This is a genomic window from Streptococcus macedonicus ACA-DC 198 (assembly GCA_000283635.1).
GTDB classification, from domain to species: Bacteria; Bacillota; Bacilli; order Lactobacillales; family Streptococcaceae; genus Streptococcus; species Streptococcus macedonicus.
In genome coordinates this window covers 1,962,446-1,986,323 of sequence record HE613569.1, presented here as the reverse complement: position 1 = coordinate 1,986,323, position 23,878 = coordinate 1,962,446, and the positions used below count along the sequence as shown (strand labels likewise).

Sequence of the window (23,878 nt, the reverse complement as noted above, 5' to 3'; positions counted from 1 at the left end):
AATTTGTTGTAAAAAACGTTTTCTTTGATAATATCTATTCTAAACGTGTGTCGTTCTTGTTATAATAGGTATTGAATTTGTTTATTTCTAAGTTAAGAAGGTTTATATGAAAAAAGATTATTCGAGCTTTTTTGTTCCTGGTATCATCTTAGTGGGAGCTGTTTTGCGGATTCCATTTACAACGATACCAACGGTTTTGAGCTATGTTGCGGACGGTTTGGGCGTTTCGGTCAATTCACTAGGGATTCTAACGAGTATCCCGTTGATTATGTTTGCTTTTTGTTCGTCTTTGGCACCGCGCTTGGCAGATAAATTTGGGCTTGAAAAATTATTCACCATGGTTTTGATTGCCATGTTTATCGGCTCAAGTATGCGCGTGATTAATTTACCAAGTCTTTATCTCGGTACTATGATTATTGGAGTTAGTATTGCCATGATGAACGTTTTACTACCAAGCGTTATCTTGGCTAATCAACCGTTGCGTATTGGGCTTTTGACGACTGTTTATACGACAGCTATGGGCTTAGCTTCTTCGGTCGCTTCATCTGTGGCTGTGCCAATTGTCAAGATGACATCATGGAAAGGGTTGATTTTACTTCTTAGTTTCTTGATTTTGCTTGCTTTGGTGGTCTGGTTTCCAAATACATTCCACAATCATGTGACTGAAAAGGATGAAGAAGCACACGTTGGGTCGCTTTGGAAAAATAAGCGTGCGCTGGCATTGCTTGTTTTTGGTGGTTTGCAATCTCTTCTTTTTTACACAGGAATGACTTGGTTACCAACAATGGCAAGTCAAGCTGGTGTATCAAGCGAAGCAGCAGGTATTTTGGCTTCTATTTATTCATTGATTAGTTTGCCATTTTCATTGACAATTCCAACTTTAGCCACTAATTTATCGGCTAAGAATCGTAAAATCATGTTAGCGATTGTCTCTGCTTGTGGTATCATCGGAACTGGTATGCTGTTATTCCAATCAAGCAACTTTATCTATTGGTTGCTTGTTAATGTTTTAATCGGAATTGCTGTTAGCGCCCTTTTCCCATATCTGCTTGTCGTTTTCTCAATGAAATCTCATACGCCAAGCCAAACCGCTCAATTATCTGGGATGGTACAATCAGGAGGTTACTTTCTAGCAGCCTTTGGACCAATACTGTTTGGTTATAGCTTTGACCTCTTTGGTTCATGGACAGTAGCAGTCCTTTGCCTATTCATCTGTACGATTATCATGACAGTAGCTTTGTTCTACACCGAACGTTTTGAAAAAATATTATAATAAATGAGAAAAACAATCTCCCCAGTAGATATACTGGGGAGATTGTTTTTGCATAAAATTGCTTATTTTCTGTATATATACTGTATATTTGTTATAAAACCGTAAAAATTTCTCTTTTTTTGAAAAAATATTCAAAAAAGTGTTGACAGGATTGTTTTTGATATGTATAATTATACACATAAAGTTGATAAAAACACAAAAATAAGAAAAGAGAGTATTCCTATGTCAAAAGAAAAAGTTATCCTTGCATACTCAGGTGGTCTTGATACTTCAGTTGCCATTACTTGGCTCATGAAAGATTATGATGTTGTTGCTGTTTGTATGGACGTCGGCGAAGGTAAAGACCTTGATTTTATTCATGATAAAGCTCTTAAAGTTGGTGCGGTTGAATCTTACGTCCTTGACGTTAAAGATGAATTTGCTGAGGAATATGTGCTTCCAGCACTTCAAGCTCACGCTTACTACGAACAAAAATACCCATTGGTATCAGCGCTTAGCCGTCCAGTCATTTCTAAAAAATTGGTTGAAATTGCTCATAAAACTGGTGCGACTACTATTGCTCACGGATGTACTGGTAAAGGTAATGACCAAGTTCGTTTTGAAGTGGCAATCGCTGCGCTTGATCCAAACTTGAAAGTTATTGCTCCAGTTCGTGAATGGAAATGGTCTCGTGAAGAAGAAATTGAATACGCTAAAGCAAACGGTGTGTCAGTTCCTGCTGACCTTGACAATCCATATTCAGTTGACCAAAACCTTTGGGGGCGTGCTAATGAATGTGGTGTCCTTGAAAATCCATGGAATCAAGCACCAGAGGCTGCTTTTGGTATCACAACTTCTCCAGAAGAAGCTCCAGATACACCAGAATTTGTTGATATTGAATTTAAACAAGGAAAACCAATTGCACTTAACGGCGAAGAGCTAAAATTGGCAGACCTTATCCAAAAATTAAACACAACCGCTGGTAAACACGGTGTTGGACGTATTGACCACGTTGAAAACCGTTTGGTTGGTATCAAATCACGTGAAATTTACGAATGCCCAGGTGCTATCACACTTTTGACAGCTCACAAAGAAATCGAAGACATCACATTGGTACGTGAAATTTCTCATTTCAAACCAATTCTTGAAAATGAATTGTCAAACCTTATCTACAATGCTTTGTGGTTTAGCCCTGCGACAGAAGCTATCATTGCTTACATCAAAGAAACACAAAAAATGGTTAACGGTACTGCTAAAGTGAAACTTTACAAAGGTCATGCTCAAGTTGTGGCTCGTAAATCACCAAACTCACTTTACGACGAAAACTTGGCAACTTACACATCAGCTGACAGCTTTGACCAAGACGCAGCCGTAGGCTTCATCAAACTTTGGGGACTACCAACCCAAGTTAACTCACAAGTAAACAATAAATAGTTAACAGAAAAATAAATAAAATAGTTTCTAAGGCGTAACTTTGATATCAATCAAGGAAGTGAGCCGTAGATAAAAATATTAATAAGTAAAAAAAGAATTGGTGAGGAATTTTCAAGCCTAATCAAGGAAGAATGGCACAGGCAGTACTTAGGGTACGGCAAGCCATGATGACGATGATTAGTACCGAAAATTTCCACCAAGTTTCAGATAAAAGGGGACAGGGAGCCCCATCTGAGACTCTTTTCTTATAACTTACCTATCTCGTTAATGTCAACAGAGAGTGGCATCGAGCTTAAATAATGATATCCTGTGAGAATCATTTAAGACCAACGCCCCGTGAGGCAACACCCTATAAGTCCTAGGTCGCTCCTTGGACTTATTTATTAATTAACAAATAAGAAAAGAGAAAGGCTTTGAACGCCACGTGTTTTGGTGGTTCATTGTATCATTGTTATGGCAACAGAAAATCATAAATTATGGGGCGGGCGTTTTGAAGCTGGTCTTGAAAAATGGGTTGAAGAATTTGGAGCATCGATTTCTTTTGACCAAAAAATGGCAGAATTTGACTTGAAAGGCTCAATTGCTCACGTGACCATGCTTGGTGAAACAGGCATTATTGCAAAAGACGAAGCTGCGCAAATCAAAGAAGGTCTTGAAGAATTGCTTGCAGAATACAAGGGTGGAAAAATTGAATTTGACGTGTCAAACGAAGATATTCACATGAATATGGAAAGTCTCTTGACTGCTAAAATCGGTTCTGTGGCTGGAAAATTGCATACGGCACGTTCACGTAATGACCAAGTGGCAACTGATATGCACTTGTACTTAAAAGCTAAGCTTGATGAAGTGATTGAAAAGCTTGCCAATTTGCGTCAAACGTTGGTGGACTTGGCTGATGAGCATGTCTATACTATCATGCCAGGTTATACGCATTTGCAACACGCACAGCCGATTTCATTTGGGCATCACTTAATGGCGTATTATAATATGTTTACGCGTGATAGTGAACGTTTTGAATTTAATGTGAAACATACGGATATATCACCGCTTGGTGCGGCTGCTCTTGCTGGAACAACTTTTCCAATTGACCGTGAGATGACAGCGGAGCTTATGGGCTTTGCCAAACCTTACAGCAATTCCCTTGATGCAGTGTCTGACCGTGATTTTATCTTGGAATTTTTGGCAAATAGTTCTATTTTGATGATGCATATGAGCCGTATTTGTGAAGAAATCATCAGCTGGTGCTCAAATGAATTTAAGTTTGTGACGCTTTCAGATACGTTCTCAACAGGTTCATCAATCATGCCGCAAAAGAAAAATCCTGATATGGCAGAATTGATTCGTGGAAAATCTGGTCGTGTTTACGGTAATCTTTTTGGGCTTTTGACGGTTATGAAATCTTTGCCTTTGGCTTACAATAAAGATTTGCAAGAAGATAAAGAAGGCATGTTTGATACGGTTGAAACCATTACGGTGGCTATTGATATTTTGGCTGGTATGCTTAAAACCATGACGGTCAATAAAGAGCATATGGCTGAATCAACTGAAAAAGATTTTTCAAATGCAACTGAATTGGCTGATTATCTCGCAAGCAAAGGGCTTCCATTCCGTCAAGCTCATGAAATCGTTGGTAAATTAGTATTAGAATGTACTAAAGCTGGCTATTGTTTGCAAGATGTGCCGCTTGAACGTTACCAAGAAATTTCTGATTTGATTGATGAGGACATTTATGAAACGCTTAAATCACACACCGCTGTTGAGCGTCGCCATTCTCTTGGTGGGACTGGATTTGACCAAGTCAAAAGGCAAATTAAAGAAGCCAAAAACAGTCTAAAAGCGACTCATTAACAATTTTTTCTACTTCCTAAAGCATTTTCCAATAAAATATTTAAAGATATTAAGCCCAAAATCCTTAGAGGTTAGGGCTTTTTAAATTTTTATGGTATAATAAAAATAATTTAGAATGGAGTTGTACGTTGAAGAAAACCTATCGTGTCAAAAGTGACAAAGATTTTCAGGCAATTTTTAGCAAGGGAACAAGTGTTGCCAATCGAAAATTTGTCGTCTATCAATTAGAAAAAAATCAAGGCCACTATCGTGTAGGGCTTTCTGTAAGCAAAAAACTTGGTAATGCTGTTACCCGAAATAGCATCAAGCGAAAAATTCGACATGTTGTCATGGAATTGTCACCAAATTTACGACATCATGATTTTGTTATCATTGCTCGTAAAGGTGTCGAGGAACTTGATTATCATGAAGTGAAGAAAAATTTACTCCATGTTTTAAAACTTGCCAATTTATATGAGGAAGGTCTAAATAGTGAAAAGAAAGATTAAATTATTAGGATTAAGTAGTCTTACTTTAATACTTTTGGCTGCTTGTGGGCGCAGCGAAGTAACCGCTTCATCAACTAATGGCTGGGATCAAATTGTTTATTTCTTTGCCAAAGCTATTCAGTGGTTATCGATTAATGGTCGAATCGGAGTTGGGATTGTTCTCTTTACCATTATCATTCGAGCAATCATGATGCCGCTTTACAATATGCAAATCAAATCAGGGCAAAAAATGCAAGACTTGCAGCCAGAGCTTAAAAAGTTGCAAGAAAAATATCCTGGTCGTGATACAGACAGCCGCATGAACTTGACAGAGGAAAGCCAAGCGCTTTACAAGGAATACGGTGTTAATCCATATGCGACGATGCTCCCACTAGTCGTTCAATTGCCGATTTTGATGGCTTTGTATCAAGCATTGACTCGTGTTGCTTTCTTGAAAACAGGTACTTTCTTGTGGATTGAATTGTCACAACCAGATCCATATTATATCTTGCCTGTTTTAGCAGCTCTATTTACATTCCTTTCAACTTGGTTGACTAATAAAGCTGCGCGTGAGAAAAATTTCGCGATAACGCTTATGACCTACGTGATGCCAATCATTATCTTCTTCTTTGGTTTCCGTTTGGCGTCAGGGGTTGTGCTTTATTGGACAGTATCAAATGCCTTCCAAGTGTTCCAAATCCTTTTGTTAAATAATCCATTTAAGATTATTGCAGAACGTGAAGCTAAGGAACGTGCTGAAAAAGAACATGCGGCTAAGATTCGTCGTGCTAAAAAGAAAGCGCAAAAGAGAAGAAAGTAAGAGGATAAAACTATGGTAATATTCACAGGTCGAACTGTTGAAGATGCTATTGAAAAGGGCTTGAAAGAGTTAAATTTGTCACGTCTTAAAGCCCATATTAAGGTTGTTTCTCGTGAGAAAAAAGGTTTCTTTGGCTTTGGTAAGAAACCAGCTCAAGTAGATATTGAAGGGATTAATGAAGTCACTGCTCACCGTGCTAACCAAAAAGCAGTTAAAGGTGTGCCAGAAGAAGTTAATCAAAAAAATGAGCATGTATCATCAAAATTTGAAGATACTATGGAGCTTCGTAAAGTAGCCAGCATCATTAAAAAAATGGAAGAACATGGCGAAGTCATCGATGATTCTGTCAAGGAAGACATCGTCATGCACAAGAAAAAAACACAAACCATTCTTGAAGAAGCTGGACATACAGAAGTTTTAGAAGCGCTCGGAAAAACAGACGATGTTAACGAAGCAGTTGTAGAGCCAAAAGAAGTTTCAGACACACCAAAACCTGTTAACACAGACCAAAGTTTTGAAGAATTTGTGGCCAGCGAATTTCCAGCTCAACGTGAATTGAGTAAAGATATCGAAAAAGCGACAGAAGAAGTGGCTGATTATGTTAAAAAAATCATCTACGAAATGGATATTGAGGTAACTGTGGAAACAAGCCACAATCGCCGTCAAATCAATTTGCAAATTGAAACACCAGAAGCTGGTCGTGTGATTGGCTATCACGGAAAAGTGTTGAAATCACTTCAACTACTTTCACAAAATTTCCTACATGACCGTTATTCAAAGAATTTCTCTGTGATTTTGAATGTTCATGATTACGTGGAACACCGTACAGAGACATTGATTGAATTTACCCGCAAAGCCGCAAGCCGTGTGCTTGAAACTGGTAAAGATTATGTCATGGACCCAATGAGTAATAGTGAACGCAAAATTGTTCATAAAACTATCACAAGCATCGAAGGTGTTGATAGTTATTCTGAAGGTAACGACCCAAATCGCTACGTGGTCGTAACGCCTGTTCAATAAGACTTAAAAGCCCGTCAGGGCTTTTTTTAATACCATTTACCGCTTATTTTTAACCGCTTACCAAAAAAGGCTTTATTTCAAGCCTTTTTTTGATAAAATAATGTCAAAAGGGAGGGTTAATTATGCTAATTAGAACAAAAGATTTAATCAAGACCTTCGGAGATAAAACGGTGATTGAGCACTTGAATTTGGAAGTGGAAGAAGGGAAATTGCTAGCTTATATTGGGACAAATGGTGCTGGGAAATCAACAACTATGAAGATGTTAACGGGGCTCTTAAAACCAACGTCAGGTGAGATTGAATTGGCAGCAGATTTGAAGATTGGAATGGTTTTTCAAGAGAGTGTTCTTGATGAGGAATTGACGGTTTTAGATAATCTGAAAAGTCGCCAAGCGTTTTACCGTAAACAGGATAAAGCTTGGTTAGAAAAACTTATTCATCTGACAGGTTTGGATGCTTTTTTGAACCAAAAGTATGGCACGTTATCAGGTGGTCAACGTCGTCGTGTTGATATCGTTCGTGCCCTTTTGAATAAGCCTAACTTACTTTTCTTAGATGAACCAACGACAGGACTTGATATCCAGACACGTCGCGCGATTTGGGAGATTTTACATCGCTTACAACGTGAAGAAAACTTGACTATCTTTTTGACCACTCATTACCTTGAAGAGGCTGAGAATGCGGATATGGCCTATATTATTGACCACGGGAAGGTTTTAGCTAAAGGTTCTGCTAAGGAACTGAAAGAAACTTATTCAAAACCATATTTATTGGTTGAAACAAGTGACGTAGCTGCTTTCTCAGACCTTGACTGTAAGCGTTTGGGAGATGGTCGTTTGAAAATTATTGTTGAAGATTCTTCAAAAGCTTTGGCCATTTTATCAGATAAACGTACAGTTATTAATGATTTTGATTATGTTAAAGCAAATATCAATGATGTCTTTTTGAACATTACGGGAAGGGAGATGGCGTAAGATGTGGGCAATGACAAAACGAAACTTAAAACTTTATTTTTCAAATAAGGCTAGTGTCTTTTTCTCATTACTTGGAGCCTTGATTGCTTTTATTCTTTATGTGATTTTCTTGCAGAAAAATATGCAGGATTCATTTGCAGGAACACCGAATTTGGAAGAACTTCTTGATAATTGGGTTCTAGGTGGAACGTTAGCTGTTACGAGTATTACAACAACTTGGACTGGGGTTACGCGATTGGTTCAGGATAAGGTAAGCCATAAATTGGAAGACTTTTTATTAACAGATATTTCTCGTTTAAAACTTTATCTTGGCTATTTAATTTCTTCTAGTGTGATTGGTTTTATCATGCAATTAATTATGTTAGCCATTATGAAATTGTACTTCTACTGGCAAGATGAGGTCAGCTTTGATTTAGATTATTTACCACAAATCCTTTTAGTCATGCTCCTAAGTTCTATTATGGGATCAGGAATTGCTTTGTTTGTCTTGCAATTCATTAAAACCTTATCAACAAGTGAAGCTTTGGCGACAATTGTTGGAACTGTTTCAGGTTTTCTTGTTGGGGTTTATATGCCGATTGGTGCTTTGCCTGATTTTGCACAAAAAGTGGTCAAATTAACACCTGCAGCCTACGTATCAGCTGCTTATCGTCAGCTTTTGATTGCAAAAGACGCTGTAAACGCAGATGCCAAGGAATTTTTAGGAATTGGTTTGAAATTAAAAACCTTAACAACCTTGAATCAAGAAATACTTTTAGTGAGTCTTGTCATTTGTGGCATCGTCGTTCTTTTGGCACTAAGCTTATATCTTGAGCGATTTTCATTGACTAAACATAAATAAGAGGAGTTGAAGGGTGCATTACCAGTTTGAAGAGGATAGCAGTTTACCAAAAGAGACTATTGAAGTTTTGGTACGAAGTGGAAAATACGACCAAGCTGTCCAAGATGTTTTAGATTATTTAGCGAAATTTGAGCAGGGCAGGGTGGAGATTTTGCCAGTAAAAACGGCTGTTCGTACAGAGTTATTACGCGTGTCAGATTTGATTCTTGTGGATGTTGATGGGACTTCTTTGATTTTGGAGACGACCAATGGAAGACTTATCACTACGGATCGCTTGTACAAGTTTCGTGAGCGTCTAGCTAATCCTGACTTTGTACAGATCTCAAAGCATGCTCTGATTAATATTAATCATTTAAAATCCTTAGAAAATAGCTTCTCAGGAAATATGTTGGCCATGCTTACAAATGACGTGACGACAAATGTTAGCAGACGTTATTTGTCAGATTTGGAAAAAGCTTTGGGATTGTGAGGTGGACGTGATGAAATATATTAAAGGTGCGGTTATCTATATTTTAATTGGAATAGGCTTTGGTGGTCTTTGCTATCTCTATTTCTTGTGGCAAAGTGGTGCTGAAACCCAGACAGTTCAACAAATTGCTAATGTTATTTTCACAAGTGGGTTGATAGGTTTGGTTAGTATGATTTTTGCGGTTGAAACTATTCCAATGATATGGAAAATTATAATTCATTTTTGTTTAGTTTACAGTATTAATAGCTGGTTAAATTTATTGAATGGTATTACGACAACTTTCATTTGGTCATGGGATTTTTTGGTAGAATTTACCTTGATTTACCTAGTGATTTGGCTTGTGCTTTATATTAATTTTAATCATCGTGTAAAAAATATTAACCAGAAACTACAAGAAAAAACTAAAAAATAAATTTTAACTTATTATTGCCAGGACTCAGGACTTTTTCTTCTATCAAACGCTCAAAAGAAAGTCTTTGAAATTAAACAAAAAGTAAGTGTCTAGAGTTTTGAGAATTAATAAAATAAATCTATAAGTCAAGAGAGCAATGAAAATTGTTCTCTTTTTCTGTACTAAAAAGAAAGGATACAAACATGACTTCTAATGAACTACATTCGCGTGAAATACTCATTGAATTTTTGATGTTTGAGTTAAAAATTTCACGTAAAGAAAGTCAAAGTCAACTTGCTGAATTAGAAAAATTTGGTCTTATTGAAATAAAACCAAATGGTCAGCTTTATTTTAAAATGGTATAGATTTATGGTTTTTAATGCAATAACTGTAGAACAGTATGAAACGTCTGAACGATATTTTAAACTTCCAAAACTTTTATTTGAAAGTCCTCGTTATGAAGATATGCGATTAGATTCAAAAGTATCTTATTCAATCTTAAAAGATAGACTAAGCCTTTCCCTAAGAAATAATTGGGTTGATGAAGAGGGACGAATTTATCTAGTTTATTCAAATACAAGTTTAATGAAAATTCTTAAAGTATCAAAGTCAACTTTGTTAAGGATAAAAAAACAATTAGCTGAATACGATTTAATTAAGGAAGTTCAACAGTCAACTAGTAGTAAAGGAAACCTTGCTAATCGTATTTATCTTGGAAACTTGATTGTTGATGATTTTGACGCTAACGATGATGAATTACCCGGGGTGTCAAATTTAGACCAGGGGGGTGTCAAAATAATACGGGGGTGGTGTCAAATTCAGCCCCTAATGAGACTGAATATAACGAGACTAATTATAGTGATCATATTAGTTCTAGAAAGACTGAGAAAAATTCTAATGAATTTTCACAGTCAACTGAAACTAATCAGTCATTATCACAAAATCAATCAACTCCATTCGTTGAACCAAAGTATTATTCTCTCTTGCAAATAATTGCTGATAAATACAATGAGCAACTGTTTGGGTTTCCTAATGTTTTAACAATGACTCATAACCAGAAAATGAAAATCGGACAATATTTAGCAAGTGGCTATGTAACAAGTGCTGAAGTATTAAACATGATTGAACGTATTCCGAAAGATAGCACTTCTCCATTAGCGTATTTGCTGAAATCACTAGAAAACTTAAAACAAGAGCGACTGTATGAGCAAAAAAGTATAGCACATTTAAATGCTGAAAATTACTATAGCATGAAAAAAGAAGGTGATGAAAATGTTTAGTGTCGTATTCGTAGTCATAAGTTTTGTAGCTATCATAGGGATTACCTTAGTTACTGTTGAAGCTCACAATGCTCCATTATTGGCTGATGATGAAATGACAACAATATCATATCCAAACCACAACACTCACAAAACACACAATGTTGCTTAACAGCAATCATTGACCTGGGCAAGTCACAAAACTACTTGTGACCTTTGATAATTAAACACCAACACCGATCTGATCAGCAAGCCTATGGAATAACAATGAATAAGGAAGACGGTGTAACAGCCTTTTAAAAGGGAAGGCACGTCCTGGCTTAACTCCTGTTTAGGAGTTGTGAGTATTACTCATGCGTTTAAATTTGCGGATAGAATTTATTTCTACATAAGCAGCAGAAAGGAGTTTGCTATGCCAAACTTACAAAAAGTATTTGATAGACCAGAAATGACTCTATCAGACTTACGTCTTCTTGGACAACAAGGTGAAGCTATTCTTTACCTTGTTGACGGAAGGCAAGCCATTGTCAGACCAAAGTTTGCAGTAGTGCAAGAAAAACGAATGGTTAATGGCAATTGGCAAGTTGTTAGTGAAGAGATTCTCCGTTTTCACGAGATCTACTCAGCAATTCTAACCGTCAAGCGAAAACACTTTATCATTGCTGAGAGAATTAATCGAAACGGAGATAATCTTCTTGTGTTAACAGGAGTTGGCTATCATCGCCAACGAAATGAATAAAGGAGGAAACCAATGAAAAAGATTAAAGCAGTCGCTTTATTTTCAACAGCTATTTTAGCAACGGCTTCAACAGGAGTTTATGCGGATGAATTGATTTCAGATGGCACCACTTCTCCCTCAACAGAGCAAGTGACACCATCAACAGCTCCCTCATCAGAGGTTGTTATCCCTGATGAGGGGTCAACCACCCCGTCAACAGACACAGGTTCTACAACGGAACCAACCGTCCCTGTTGATCCAACGAATCCTTCTTCAGACGTTACAGAGGTAACCGATGATAATGGTGTGACAACAGATCACACAGGTGATAGCGATACCCAAACGGAAAGTAATACAGATCCGAGTGAAGAGGTTCCTAATGTGGATGATGCAGGCGGTGTGGCAACAAATCATACCGTTCCAACAACGGATGGTGGGACAGCAACAGTCACTCCAGACACATCTGTACCTACCAACAATCCAAATATCTCAGCTGAAACAGCAGCTAATGCTGGTGCATCTCAAGTTGGTACAACCTCAACGGTTACAGGCCAAATCGTGCAAGACGTAACGACAGACTCACCAGTCTACACCAACACAGGCGCTACGATTGTGAGCACCCAAAATGGCTCAGTCGTATTGGCTGATGGCACGATTACCAGTCCTGAATCAATCGGAGCAACGACAAACAGTGATGGGACTATCTCAGTCACAACCGCAACTGGTGAAAGCACCACATTACCGATGACAGGTGATGAAAATACAACACTTTTAAGTATCTTAGGAAGTGCCTTAGCCGCTATTGGTGGTTTATTCTTTAAGAAACGCCAATACTTTAATTAAAAAATAGGATAGGAGAATAACAAATGAATCAGAAAGAACAATTACAAGGACATGGTTATTTTCGGAAGAAAAAATGGGCAAAAGGGTTAGCTTCAGGTATTGCCCTAGGAGCTGCTGTCATTACCTTTGCAGGTGCAACAGGTATTTCTGCCGATGAAACAACAGCGGCTACAGATAACACGACAGAAGTTGTGACGAGTCAACCCGAAAGCATCAATGATAACAATGTTTATGCAGAAAATGCTAATACTTCTGAAGGGACACTAGCAGTAGATATTGATAACAGTAATGTGGAAGCTGCTGCGACAGAAGCTAGCAACGTTGGTGTTGACGTGACAAAAGAAGCTGCTAAAGACTATGGAACAGATACAACAACTGATGGATTAAATGATACAAAATCAGAAATTGCTAACGACCAAGAAAAACAAGTCGACTCACTAGAACAAGCAACAGCAACACAAAACGCTAATAATACAGCGTATGCAGATGCGCAAGCTGCTATTGATGCCAATAACGATTATGTTAATAATGCTAAAGATACTTACGGTTCAGAAACAACTGTAACAGTGACAAATGATTCATCAACAGCTACTGACGGTACAGCTAGTGCCAATAACGAAGCTAAAACAAAAGCTGAACAAACCTTAGCTGATAACAAAGAAGCAGTTGCTGAATATGTAGAAGCTAAAGCTAACTATGATGCCACTGTTTCAAAAGCAGAAGAGCTGAATGCAGCGGTTGAAGCAGCAGCTAACGAATTGAAGAATAAAGGTGTTACGGTAACAACATCAAGTCAAGTTGTCAACTCTGTAGCTGATGTTGAAGCCTTGCAAGCGCAAAATGATGCCACTATTGCCCAAGCCAATAGCGAAAAAGCTGCTGTTGATGCGCTTTTGGCACAATATGCAGCTGATTTAGCTGCATTTAACAATGGGACAAACGTTTCTGTCTCTGCAGGTGTTAAGACACAAGATGTTGATAATTTGACGTATGGTAATTCGTTCATGAATGGTACAATCAACGCTGATGGTACCTTTACTTTCACTCATGATATGAACGATGGCTTGAATGATACTTATGGCACACTTGGTACAGGTACGCTAACAGGAAAACTTAATTACCATGTAGAATCTCAAGGTAATGGTAATATTACCGTCTATTTGGATAGCGTTGAGCTCTATACTTACTCTTATACAGCTTATCGACCAAACTATGCGGTTAATCAAAATCTAAACTTCCATGTTTATACGCTTGGCGGTACTGAAATTTACAGTACTTATCATACTGGTAATGATTCCTTTACAGATACCATTAATCGCTCAACAACTTTAACTTATGAACACGGTGTTTCTGTCGGTGATACCTTGGCTAATGTTGGTTTCTTGAATATTGATGATAACTGGATCTACAACACACATGGTCAAGCCGTTATTAGCTTTACGAATACCAATAAAGCTCCAGATCCTGTAAATCCACCTGAGGTCAAAGCGAATTTGGTAACGGCTGTCAATCCAAAAAAACCAAGTTTGGCATTGACAAGTTTGTCAGACACAACAAATCAAACTATTAAAGCAAGTTACCATGACTACAAGCTTAACTACAGCCCAATGGTTGAAAAAGATCGCGCCAATAGTGATGGTGTTGATATGGATGGTAAGACTGCTGTTAAAGGTGATGTCTTAACAGATACACTTGATATTTCAAATCTCTATGCTAACCTTAACGTTGGTGATACCATTACGATTATCGATCCACTCGAAGCAGGGGAATACTACAACGTTGATGACAATATTGCTGCGGCAGTTGCGAATGGTTGGGAAGTCAGCTACGATGCTGCAACAGAAACGTTCACTTATAAAACAACTTATACAGGTGAAAAATTAGTTGTGCCAACGGTTGATTGGGCGCCTGCCTATGATGCTACTTATTACGATAACACTTATAAAGTGCTTGTTAATGATAACCTTTATCAAGTTTATTCAAATACAGTAAAAACACCAACGCCAGAAGCGCCTCAACCAACGAAGGAAATCACAGATACTCATGGTAACGACATTGATGGGTCAACAACTTTCGATAAAAACGTTGTTTTCCACCTCAATACTGATTACACACCTTATACAGATGTAACAGCTTCAACAGATGCTATTTCTAAAGGGTTTGCTATCTTAGATGACGTTGAAGATGGCTTGTTTACTGTTAATGAAGACGGTATTGTTATCCGTTTGACTGATGATAATGGCGAAACAACAACGCTTTCTACTGACATTGCAGATGTTACAGAAGCAGGCGGCGTATCAACTAACCATACAGGTGATAACGATAGCGAAGAAACAACTGCTGTTAATAAGTTGAATGACCTCTTTACAATGTATCATGTTCTATCAGATGAAACTATTTCAGATGAAGTTCAAGCTATTTTGGATCAATCAGGTTTATCACCAGTTGGTGAATTCTATCTTTGGGTAGCTAAAGACCCTGCAAGTTTCTATACAAACTATGTTAAGGCAGGTAAGAACGTTACCATTGACCTTCCTGCCTATCTCACAGCAGATGCAGGCACTGTTGTTCCTAATGATTTCTATCAAATTGACTTCGGAAATGCTTATCAATCAAATCTTGTAACGGTTCAAGTTCCAGATGTCTCACCAGAAAAACATGCGATTAGTACAGATGGTACAAATACCGTCCTTGATAATCAAACGGTTGGTCTTGGTGAAGTTATCAATTATCTTCTTGATGGTATCGAAATTCCTGAACGTCATGACACATTGTGGCAATATGATCTAACAGATATTATGGATACTGTTCATGACCGTTATACTGGTAACTATCACAGTGAAATTATTGGTACAAAATACGTTGCTAGTGAAGATTTGACACTTGCTTATGATGTGATGACTGATTACACTGTTAACGCAGATGGTTCTATTTCAGGAACAGTTATTAAAGCAGGTGACGTTATTCCAGAAGGAACAGAGTACGCTTTCTACTTCACGTTTAACCAAGATACAAATGAAGAGTTTGTTAACTCTATCGTCAAAGTGACTTGGGATGAAGAAGCAGGAGTTTGGAAATTAGTTGTTGATAGTGATTTCTTACAATCGCTTGGTATTGTTGGTACTTTCGATGTTAACACTTGGCTTGAAGCTGAACGTATTGCATCAGGTGACGTTCATAACATTCTTATCAATACAATCAATGGTGTTGATTACCAAACAGAAGTTGTGACTGACACACCAGAACCAGAAGTTCCAGAGACACCTGAAACACCAGTTGAAGATGTTCCAGTTGTTCAATCTAGTGTTCTGCCATTGACAGGTGACGAAACAACACCACTCAATATTATGGCATCACTTATTGGTGTACTAATGTTTGTCTTTGGTATCCTTGGCGTTCGTAAACGCAAAGAAGACTGATGATTACTTTTTAAAGACTGCACAATAGAACAAGACCTTGTGCGGTCTTTGATTTTTAAGGAAAATGAAGCGTTTACCTTAAAAATAGCTTAAAATTTTGTTATAATAATCAAAACTAATCATCGAATGAAGGAGTGTTTATGAAACAAAAAGGGCATGGAACAATCAAAAAATCGAAAGCCTATGGTGTCATTGGAACCTTGTTTCTGTCGGGAGCTTTAATTGCTACCTTAGGAACAGCAAGTGTTAGCGCAGATGAAACAACTATTGAAACCAATACGACAACTGAATTAGTAACTGATTCAGTTGCTACGGAAGCAGAAAATAACGAGGCTGCTACTGAAACAGAGCCTGTTGTTAGTGAAGAAATTGTCACGGTTAATGATGAACAGGAAACGGTTTCTGAAGATAACCAAGCTGATGTTCAAGAACAGATGACAACTGATAACGCTGATTCTGAAACAGCAAAAGACGTGTCATCAGATAGCGAAGAAAGCTCACAAACGATTGCTGAAATAGAAGTATCTAATAGTGAAATAGCAGAGCAAACAGAAGATAAAGCAGCTGACACACAAGATTCTGTCCAAACTGATGAACAAGAAGTAACTGTTGAAGAATCAGCTGACAATGTGACTGTTGAGCGTGGAGCAACTGGAAATGCGACTAATGAAGTCACAAGCGTTTCTCTAGCAAGCAGCGGCTTTAACTTACAATACAATCAAGCCATTGCAAATGGCGCTAAAATCATGTTTGCCGTTTGGTCTGACGTTAATGGTCAAGATGACTTAGTTTGGTACACCGCAGATAGCAACGGAAAAGCAACCGCTAAATATACGGGCTCATACGGTAAATACAATGTTCACACGTACCAAAATCTCAATGGAAAGATGACTGGACTGAACGGAACAACAATTGACGTGCCAAAACCAAGTGCTAAGGTAACCATTACAAAAGCTAGCGCTACAACTTATAAAGTGACTGTCACAGATGTACCAGTTTACATTACCAGTGTAACCTTGCCAACGTGGACAGAAAAAAGTGGTCAAGATGATATTATTTGGTATAAGACTACCAAGGATGGTTCGACAACCTACTCTGCAACTATCAGCGTTGCTGAACATAACCTTGAAAGTGGTAAATACAATGTTCATGTTTACGGAACAAGTGCAGTTACCAATTCTCTAACAGGTTTGTTGGGAACAAGTTTCCAAGGCGACTATGCCTTTGGAGATGTTGCGGTGTCAGCAAGTCTCGGTCAAACTGGTATCAATATCACAATGCCAAGTGATGTTAGCCAAGGAATGACCGTTTATCATGCGGTCTGGTCTGCTAAAAACGACCAAGATGATATTGTTTGGTACAAAGTTCCTTCAAACGGACAATTAACTGCTAAATATACTGGTGACTATGGCACATACCTTATCCATACTTACGGCGTTGTTAACGGTCACATGGTTTGTTTGAGTGCAACATCAATTGATGTTCCCACACCAACTGCTAAGGCAACCATCACCAAAGAAAGTGCTACAACTTATAAAGTGACGGTAACCGATGTCCCAGTTTACATTGATAGTATTCAAATACCAACGTGGACAGAAAAAGGTGGTCAAGATGATATTCAGTGGTATAAGGCAACAAAAGCCGCTGATGGCTCTTATTATGTTATCTTTAGTGAAGCGACTCACAACTTAGAAGCAGGGACTTACAACGTTCATGTGTACGGTAATAGTCGTGTGACAAATAACTTAACAGGGTTACTTGGGACACGATTCACAGCAGATTATCAATATGGAGATGTACAGGTTCAAGCTTCTTTAGGTGAAAAAGGGATTTACATTACTATGCCAAGTGATGTGAGTACAAACTTAACGGTCTATCATGCGGTCTGGTCTACGAAAAATAACCAAGATGATCTTAAATGGTATAAAGTTGATCATAGTGGTAAGACAACCGCTACCTACACAGGTGATTATGGACCTTATTTGATTCATACCTATGCTGTTGTTAAAGGACAAATGCAAATCATTAGTGCAACAAGTATCGATGTCCCAAAACCAGAAGTTAAGGTAAGTATTACTAAAGTGAGTGATACCTCAGCTAAAGTAACGGTAACTGATGTCCCTGTTTATATCCATGATATTCAATTGCCAACATGGACAAGTAAGAACAATCAAGATGATTTAAAATGGTATAAAGCTACTAAACAGTCAGACGGAAGTTATACCTACACGTTCTATGCTAAAAATCATAACTTTGAGACAGGTCATTATAATGTCCATGTCTATGGAACAAGTGAAGTGACACATTCATTTGTGGCTTTATCAGGCTCAGATGGGATTGATTTAACCTTTAATCAAAGCCTTTCAAAGCCAACGGTAACTGTTCAGAATCATAATGAGGCTAACGGTACTTTACAAGTAGTAATTGCAGAGACAGAAACTTCGAAAGATGTTGCTAGTGTGTCAGTTGCGGCTTGGTCAGATCCTAATCAAAAAAATATTCACTGGTATACAAGTTCTAAGGTGTCAAATGGCAAAGTTGTGATTACAGTTGATGAAAAATATCACCACAATCTTTCAGCGGATTACACTATTCACGTCTATGTGAAAACTAAAGATGGTGAAACAATAGGTTATAATCTTGGTCAGTATGTCTTAAATAATAAACAAACAACAGCTAGTGTGTCAACGACTTATAAAGGAACAGGTGTCTATAGCGTTAACGTTTCAGGTGTTTATTCAAGTGGAACGGTTAAATACGCTGTTTGGTCTGATACGAATGGACAAGATGACATTAAGTGGTATGATGCGACAACTTCAGGAACAAGTGCTAGTGGTCTCATTAATGTTGCTAATCATTCTGGTACAGGAACATATCATCTTCATGCCTATCAATCTGATAATGGGCAGATGTATTTCTTGACATCAACAGATTTCACCGTTAAACAAACCAACTACAACACACCGTATTACAATCAACGTGATGGTCGTTGGGGTGGTAATCGCTATGGTTACTACACTTTGGCATCTACAGGCTGCGTCCCAACCAGTCTTGCCATGGTCTTCTCATCTCTAACAGGAAATGAAGTGCTTCCAACTACAGTGGCAAGCTATCTCTATAACAATACGGTAGAATTTAACCGAGGAACAGAAGGAACAACAGGAAATGGTATCTTGGTTGCCTCTCGTCAATGGGGCTTGACACCGACTGTTCTTAATTCCTCAGATGCCTTAACAAGTGCTCTTAAAGAAGGGCATCATGTGGTAGCTGCCGTTCAACAGGACAAATTCTCTCCGTGGGGATGGGGAACAAGCCATGAGATTGTTCTTAAAGGCTATTCAAATGGAAATACTTATGTTTACGACCCATACAATTCAGCCAATAACGGTTGGTATCCAATTGTCTCACTTTGGAATGAACAAAGTACGCAAAGTGTGGATACTCGTGGTTTAGGAAATCCATTTGTCAAAATCATAGATATTTAAATAATACTTTATTAAAACAGGCTTTGCCTGCTCTAACCAGCAAGTCACCTTTTTTCTAAATAGTGTCAAAATAAATCGCCTAGGTCGCTTGTTGCGTGGAGCAGGTAAGGCTCTATTGATAAAGACTGTAAAAATAACTGATAAGACAATTTACAGTCTTTTTTTATTACACTTAAAAGGAGAAATTTATTATGGATACAGCAGTTCGTGTAGTTACAGCTTTAGGAGCAATTCTTTCAATCGTAGGTCTTGGGTGGGTATTAACAGGAGCCTTTGACTATTTTTCAGGACGTAAAAATGGTAATCCAGCTATGATGGACCAAGGCATGACTTCAATGGTTTCAGGTGGAGCTATTGCAGTTATTTCAGCAGGTGTTGCGGCAGCAATTGTTGCGGCTATGCGCTCAATCTCATTCTAATAACTTACATACATGTAAGATAATCAGTTGAAAAAGTGGTATGATAACGGTAAGTAAAAGGGTTACAAGGAGAATAAGAATGAGTAAGGAATTTGATTATGTAGCTTTTGCAAAAAACTTTGAAGCCACTAACGGACGTCCACCAACAGCGGATGAACTTGATAATGCTAAATGGGAACATTTCGGTATTAGATGGCATACACCAGAAGAGTCACAAGCTGAGTTGGAACGCATTAACGCATCTTATAAGCCAACATTTGGCGAACACTTAAAGGATGCTTTAGGCTTTCTAGGACGTGGATTTTTCAAAGCTTTATTTTTTATTCTTATGTCTCCACTATATTTAACAATGCTTTTCTTTAATTTAATCAAATCAGCAATCGGTGTATTCATGGTTTGGTTTATTTCTAAATTTATGTTTGGATTAATTATTGGAATCATTACAGATGTAAAATATGGTTCTAATTTAGAAAGTAATCCTTTTCCAACACCGTTTAGAGAGATTATTGACTTTATTTTAGGAAAAGAATTTTTCTTAAATGCACTGCCTAATTTCTTCCCTCACCCTGTGTTAGATGCTTGGATTATTGGTATTGTTATTATTTTACTTGCATTAGTTGCCACTTTTTCAAAAGTAGAAGAACACAAATAATTATAGGATGAGAGCCTTATTTTCAAGGCTCTTTTTTATTATGCTAGAAAGGAGAGGTATGGATAGAACTCTTTCTGAACTAACTAAGACTTTAGGAAGTTATAATAAAACAGTTAATTCATCGATTGGTGCAATCAATAAGTCTTTGATGGCAATAGGTTATATTCTGATTTCGATTTTATTTTTAATTGAAATGCTCTCTTGGTACAGATTTATTCGGAACCAAGGTGGAGAAATGACTTGGAAACTCTTTTTAGAAGTTGCAATCAAATATTTTATTGCTTATTTTTTAGTGGCTCAGTCAGGTGCAATTTTAAATGCTATTATGTGGTTTACCAATGGTGTTACTAAATTGATAGGTGTAAATTTTGGTAATGATAATATGTTTACTTTTACTTGGATTAAAAAAGGAAATTTTGGTGTCCGCATAGTGGTTAATGGTTTAGCTTCGATTATTGGTGCTGCAGCTACCCTATCTATAAGAGTCATAATTTTATTACGATTTATTGAACTTTATTTCTTTAAAGCAATAGCACCTGTAATTGTTGCTTTTTGGATGAGTGACAACACACGTCATATTGCTATTAACTTTTTAAAAATGTTTGGTGCTGTAGCACTACAAGGAGCGGTTATTGTATTGTTGCTTGCTATCTGGCAAGGTTTCAACATTGATACTGCAATTCAGATTTCAAAAGATTCTTGGTTAGGCTCTTTTTCAGCAGGTTTTAGCTATATAGGTAAATGTGTAGTCTTCTTGATTTTGCTGATTGGTTCACAACGTAAAGCCAAACAATTACTTAATGTATCTTAATAAAAAGCATCTCTGATTAAGAGGTGCTTTTTGGGTATTGGGTAGAAAGGAGAAAAATGAACAAACTAGGTTCTGAATTTTTTAAAGCAATTGACCAGTTTGAACGAAGTGTCGTTGGTGGTTTTACTTGGCGTCAGCTTGTCATGCTATTTGGGATTATCTTTGGTGTTGCTTTAGCAACATTGATTTCTTTTTTGAAATTGCCTGACATTTTGTTCTATCTAGCACTAGCTTTAACTGTTCCGCCATCATTTGTTTATGGCATAAAGAAAGATGAACATATTAAAGAAGTTCTAATGTTTAAATTTACAGTACAAGAACGTGCTTATCAAACAGATTTTGAAAGTGAGGATATGAATGGTACGTTTATTCAAGAAAAGGGCGTCCATGAATGGAACGACAACTTTGACTAAAGAAGATAAAGAGCGAGCAAAGCAACTTAAGAAAGCTTTGAAAGCTAGCACTCAAAACACAATTAAATACACGTCTTTATTTGAAGATGGATTAATGCACATTGTTGATGAAGAATACTCTAAGACTTGGGAGTTGGGCGATACTAACTATATCACAGCTGATGAGGATGAAAAGCTTGATATTATTGATTATTATGTTGAAGCTCTGAATGGATTAGACAGTGACAATACTTACCAATTACTTATTATTAATCGTCCAGTTCCATCAACGCTTTTAAATCAAATTACCTATGAACTTGAAAGTGATGATCGTGATGTCTATCGTCAAGAATATAATGATATGATTACGTCACGTTTTGCGACTGACCAAAATAATTTTAAGGTTGAAAAATTTATCACTGTTTCAACGTCTGCACGAGATCGTAAACAAGCTTATCGAAAATTAAATGATGTTGAAAATAACTTTTCAAAACAATTCCAAGTGATTGATATTCCCTTCACACCTTTAACAGGAACAGAACGATTAAATATTTTCGCTGATTTGTTGAGAGGTAACCCATATCTTAACGTTGATTACAAAGATGTTCGGATTAGCGGTTTAACAACAAAATCTTTTGTTGCTCCTGGACGGATTTGGTTCCAACAAGACCAATTTATGATGGATAAAAAGTACTGCAAAGTTCTTTTTGCTAGAAGCTTCCCAGCTTTTCTAAATGACCGTCTTATCAAGTCAATCACAGATATTGGGATTGAATTAGCTATTACTATTCATGCTAAACCGTATGATCCAGCAGACGCTGTTCAGAAAATCAATACAGCTGAAGCAGGGGTAAAAATGGATATGATTAAGTCTCAAAAGGTTGCTGCAGATAAAGGTATCTCAGGAAATTTAGCAGTATCAGGTGTAGCTCAAGCTACTGCAGAAGAAGCCGCTAAATGGAGTACTGAAATTAATGATAATGACCAAAAAATGTTTTCAGGTATTTTTGCAGTCATGCTAAAAGCAGATACACCTGAAGAACTTGCTGATTATACAAACCGTGTCAAACAAGCTGGACGTAAGCATGTGGTTGATTTTGAGGAAACTTACTATCACCAAGAAGAAGCGCTTAATACCATGTTGCCAATCGGAAAAACTTATTTGGATGTTAAACGCCGTTTCATGCGTGATATGACAACAACCAACATTGCCACACAAATTCCGTTTACAAATACTGACTTGCAAAGTAGTAGTCCGATGGCGATTTATTACGGACAAAATCAAATTTCAAACAATATTATTACGCTTGATCGTCAACGTGATTTGAACACGTCTTCTGGTGTTATCCTAGGTTCTTCTGGTTCTGGAAAGTCTGTATTTGTTAAAACGAGTGAAGTTATTCCAACGATTTTAAGGTATCCTGATGACCGTATTATTATTGTTGACCCTGAGGATGAATATTCTGATATTGGACGTGCATTTGATGCCCAACTAATCGATATTTTCCCAGGTTCACAAACCCACTTGAATTTGATGGATTTACCAGATGAAGAAAATCTATCGGCTGAAGATGCTGACCCAATTGGTGAAAAATCATCGCTTATTATGGGACTTTTTGAAAATATTCTTCAAGAAGTTACTGATGAAGATTTTTCGATTATTGACCGTGTCACACGTCTATGTTATGAACGTATCACTGATAGAACACCGACTTTAAAAGATTGGTACAACATTCTGTTGGAACAACCTGAAGATGTAGCTCAAGATTTGGCTTTGAAGTCAGAATCGTATACGAATGGTTCTCAAGATATTTTTGCACATGAGACTAATGTTAACTTGAATAATCAAGTGGTTATTTTCAACTTGAAAAAACTTGATGGTAAATTGAAACCATTTGCCTTAATGGTTGTACAAGATTATATCTGGAACCAAGTCGTTAACAATCAAGGTAAACTAACAACTCGCATTTATTTTGATGAAATGCAAAATCAATTCTTGACAGATAATCAAGCAGAGTTCTTTACAAACCTTTACGCTCGTGTTCGTAAGTATGGTGCTATCCCAACTGGAATTACTCAAAACGTTGAAACACTATTAGCTCGTACTGAAGGACGTAAATTGATTTCAAATAGTGAGTTTATTGTTTTGCTGAAGCAGAAGAAAACAGATTTACAATACTTAACTCAAACTATCAATTTGACAGATGCACTTATTCGTTATGTTGAAAAGCCTAAAGCGAAAGGCACAGGGCTAATCATTGCAGGTCAAACAGCAGTACCATTTGAAAATCCAATTCCTAAGAATACTGAGTTGTTCAGGTTGGTTGCTACTGATGCTTACCGTAAACTTGAGGGAGAATAAAA

At 37.3% G+C, this 23,878-nt stretch carries 21 protein-coding genes and 1 pseudogene; all 22 read left to right on the top strand.

Annotation, left to right across the window (positions count from 1 at the left end; genetic code table 11):
• The first annotated feature begins 106 nt into the window (after positions 1 to 106).
• The 22 genes and pseudogenes from SMA_RS09825 (at position 107) to SMA_RS09725 (ending at position 23,876) form a co-directional block, all read left to right on the top strand.
• A complete protein-coding gene (locus SMA_RS09825) occupies positions 107 to 1,273 on the top strand; it encodes a CynX/NimT family MFS transporter (protein WP_014295392.1) in 1,167 nt (388 codons plus the stop codon).
• A 222-nt stretch (positions 1,274 to 1,495) separates the two neighbouring features.
• Positions 1,496 to 2,686 (top strand): argininosuccinate synthase, encoded by a 1,191-nt coding sequence (locus tag SMA_RS09820; RefSeq protein WP_044563147.1) that lies wholly within the window; start codon positions 1,496 to 1,498, stop codon positions 2,684 to 2,686.
• Positions 2,687 to 3,139: 453 nt separating this feature from the next.
• Entirely contained in the window at positions 3,140 to 4,534 is a 1,395-nt protein-coding gene (argH, locus tag SMA_RS09815) for an argininosuccinate lyase (RefSeq protein WP_014295390.1), read from the top strand.
• A 128-nt stretch (positions 4,535 to 4,662) separates the two neighbouring features.
• Entirely contained in the window at positions 4,663 to 5,022 is a 360-nt protein-coding gene (gene rnpA / locus SMA_RS09810; protein WP_014295389.1) for a ribonuclease P protein component, read from the top strand.
• Positions 5,006 to 5,821, top strand: a complete 816-nt coding sequence (locus SMA_RS09805; protein WP_014295388.1) for a YidC/Oxa1 family membrane protein insertase — start codon at positions 5,006 to 5,008, stop codon at positions 5,819 to 5,821. The genes rnpA and SMA_RS09805 overlap by 17 nt, the downstream gene beginning before the upstream one ends.
• Before the next feature lie 12 nt (positions 5,822 to 5,833).
• The gene (gene jag / locus SMA_RS09800; protein ID WP_014295387.1) at positions 5,834 to 6,841 is read left to right on the top strand and encodes an RNA-binding cell elongation regulator Jag/EloR; all 1,008 of its coding nucleotides are present in this window, start codon (positions 5,834 to 5,836) and stop codon (positions 6,839 to 6,841) included.
• A 122-nt stretch (positions 6,842 to 6,963) separates the two neighbouring features.
• Complete coding sequence (locus SMA_RS09795) at positions 6,964 to 7,815, top strand: ABC transporter ATP-binding protein (RefSeq protein ID WP_014295386.1); 852 nt, start codon at positions 6,964 to 6,966, stop codon at positions 7,813 to 7,815.
• 1 nt (position 7,816) lies between these two features.
• Positions 7,817 to 8,656 carry an ABC transporter permease gene (locus SMA_RS09790; protein WP_014295385.1) on the top strand — a complete coding sequence of 280 codons (840 nt, stop codon included), beginning with the start codon at positions 7,817 to 7,819 and terminating at the stop codon, positions 8,654 to 8,656.
• A gap of 13 nt (positions 8,657 to 8,669) precedes the next feature.
• Positions 8,670 to 9,125, top strand: a complete 456-nt coding sequence (locus SMA_RS09785) for a LytTR family DNA-binding domain-containing protein (RefSeq protein WP_014295384.1) — start codon at positions 8,670 to 8,672, stop codon at positions 9,123 to 9,125.
• A gap of 10 nt (positions 9,126 to 9,135) precedes the next feature.
• Entirely contained in the window at positions 9,136 to 9,537 is a 402-nt protein-coding gene (locus tag SMA_RS09780; RefSeq protein WP_006531778.1) for a DUF3021 domain-containing protein, read from the top strand.
• Positions 9,538 to 9,719: 182 nt separating this feature from the next.
• Positions 9,720 to 9,881 (top strand): hypothetical protein, encoded by a 162-nt coding sequence (locus SMA_RS11625; protein WP_006531779.1) that lies wholly within the window; start codon positions 9,720 to 9,722, stop codon positions 9,879 to 9,881.
• A gap of 4 nt (positions 9,882 to 9,885) precedes the next feature.
• Positions 9,886 to 10,796: pseudogene (locus SMA_RS12420) on the top strand (replication initiator protein A).
• Positions 10,789 to 10,947 (top strand): hypothetical protein, encoded by a 159-nt coding sequence (locus tag SMA_RS11620; protein WP_014295382.1) that lies wholly within the window; start codon positions 10,789 to 10,791, stop codon positions 10,945 to 10,947. The pseudogene SMA_RS12420 and the gene SMA_RS11620 overlap by 8 nt, the downstream one beginning before the upstream one ends.
• A 240-nt stretch (positions 10,948 to 11,187) precedes the next feature.
• Positions 11,188 to 11,514: a hypothetical protein gene (locus SMA_RS09765; RefSeq protein ID WP_014295381.1), complete on the top strand. Its 327-nt coding sequence runs from the start codon at positions 11,188 to 11,190 to the stop codon at positions 11,512 to 11,514.
• A 12-nt stretch (positions 11,515 to 11,526) separates the two neighbouring features.
• Positions 11,527 to 12,336, top strand: coding sequence for an LPXTG cell wall anchor domain-containing protein (locus tag SMA_RS09760; RefSeq protein ID WP_014295380.1), 810 nt, complete (start codon positions 11,527 to 11,529; stop codon positions 12,334 to 12,336).
• Between the two features lie 23 nt (positions 12,337 to 12,359).
• Positions 12,360 to 15,755: an SspB-related isopeptide-forming adhesin gene (locus SMA_RS09755; protein WP_014295379.1), complete on the top strand. Its 3,396-nt coding sequence runs from the start codon at positions 12,360 to 12,362 to the stop codon at positions 15,753 to 15,755.
• Between the two features lie 140 nt (positions 15,756 to 15,895).
• Positions 15,896 to 19,240 (top strand): GBS Bsp-like repeat-containing protein, encoded by a 3,345-nt coding sequence (locus tag SMA_RS09750; RefSeq protein ID WP_014295378.1) that lies wholly within the window; start codon positions 15,896 to 15,898, stop codon positions 19,238 to 19,240.
• Between the two features lie 191 nt (positions 19,241 to 19,431).
• Positions 19,432 to 19,659 carry a hypothetical protein gene (locus tag SMA_RS09745; RefSeq protein ID WP_000379152.1) on the top strand — a complete coding sequence of 76 codons (228 nt, stop codon included), beginning with the start codon at positions 19,432 to 19,434 and terminating at the stop codon, positions 19,657 to 19,659.
• 79 nt (positions 19,660 to 19,738) lie between these two features.
• Entirely contained in the window at positions 19,739 to 20,311 is a 573-nt protein-coding gene (locus SMA_RS09740) for a hypothetical protein (protein ID WP_014295377.1), read from the top strand.
• 58 nt (positions 20,312 to 20,369) lie between these two features.
• Entirely contained in the window at positions 20,370 to 21,122 is a 753-nt protein-coding gene (locus SMA_RS09735) for a hypothetical protein (protein WP_014295376.1), read from the top strand.
• A 56-nt stretch (positions 21,123 to 21,178) separates the two neighbouring features.
• Positions 21,179 to 21,535, top strand: coding sequence for a PrgI family mobile element protein (locus tag SMA_RS09730; RefSeq protein WP_014295375.1), 357 nt, complete (start codon positions 21,179 to 21,181; stop codon positions 21,533 to 21,535).
• A complete protein-coding gene (locus tag SMA_RS09725) occupies positions 21,510 to 23,876 on the top strand; it encodes a VirB4-like conjugal transfer ATPase, CD1110 family (protein WP_014295374.1) in 2,367 nt (788 codons plus the stop codon). Before SMA_RS09730 ends, SMA_RS09725 begins: the two co-directional genes overlap by 26 nt.
• Positions 23,877 to 23,878: the final 2 nt, after the last annotated feature.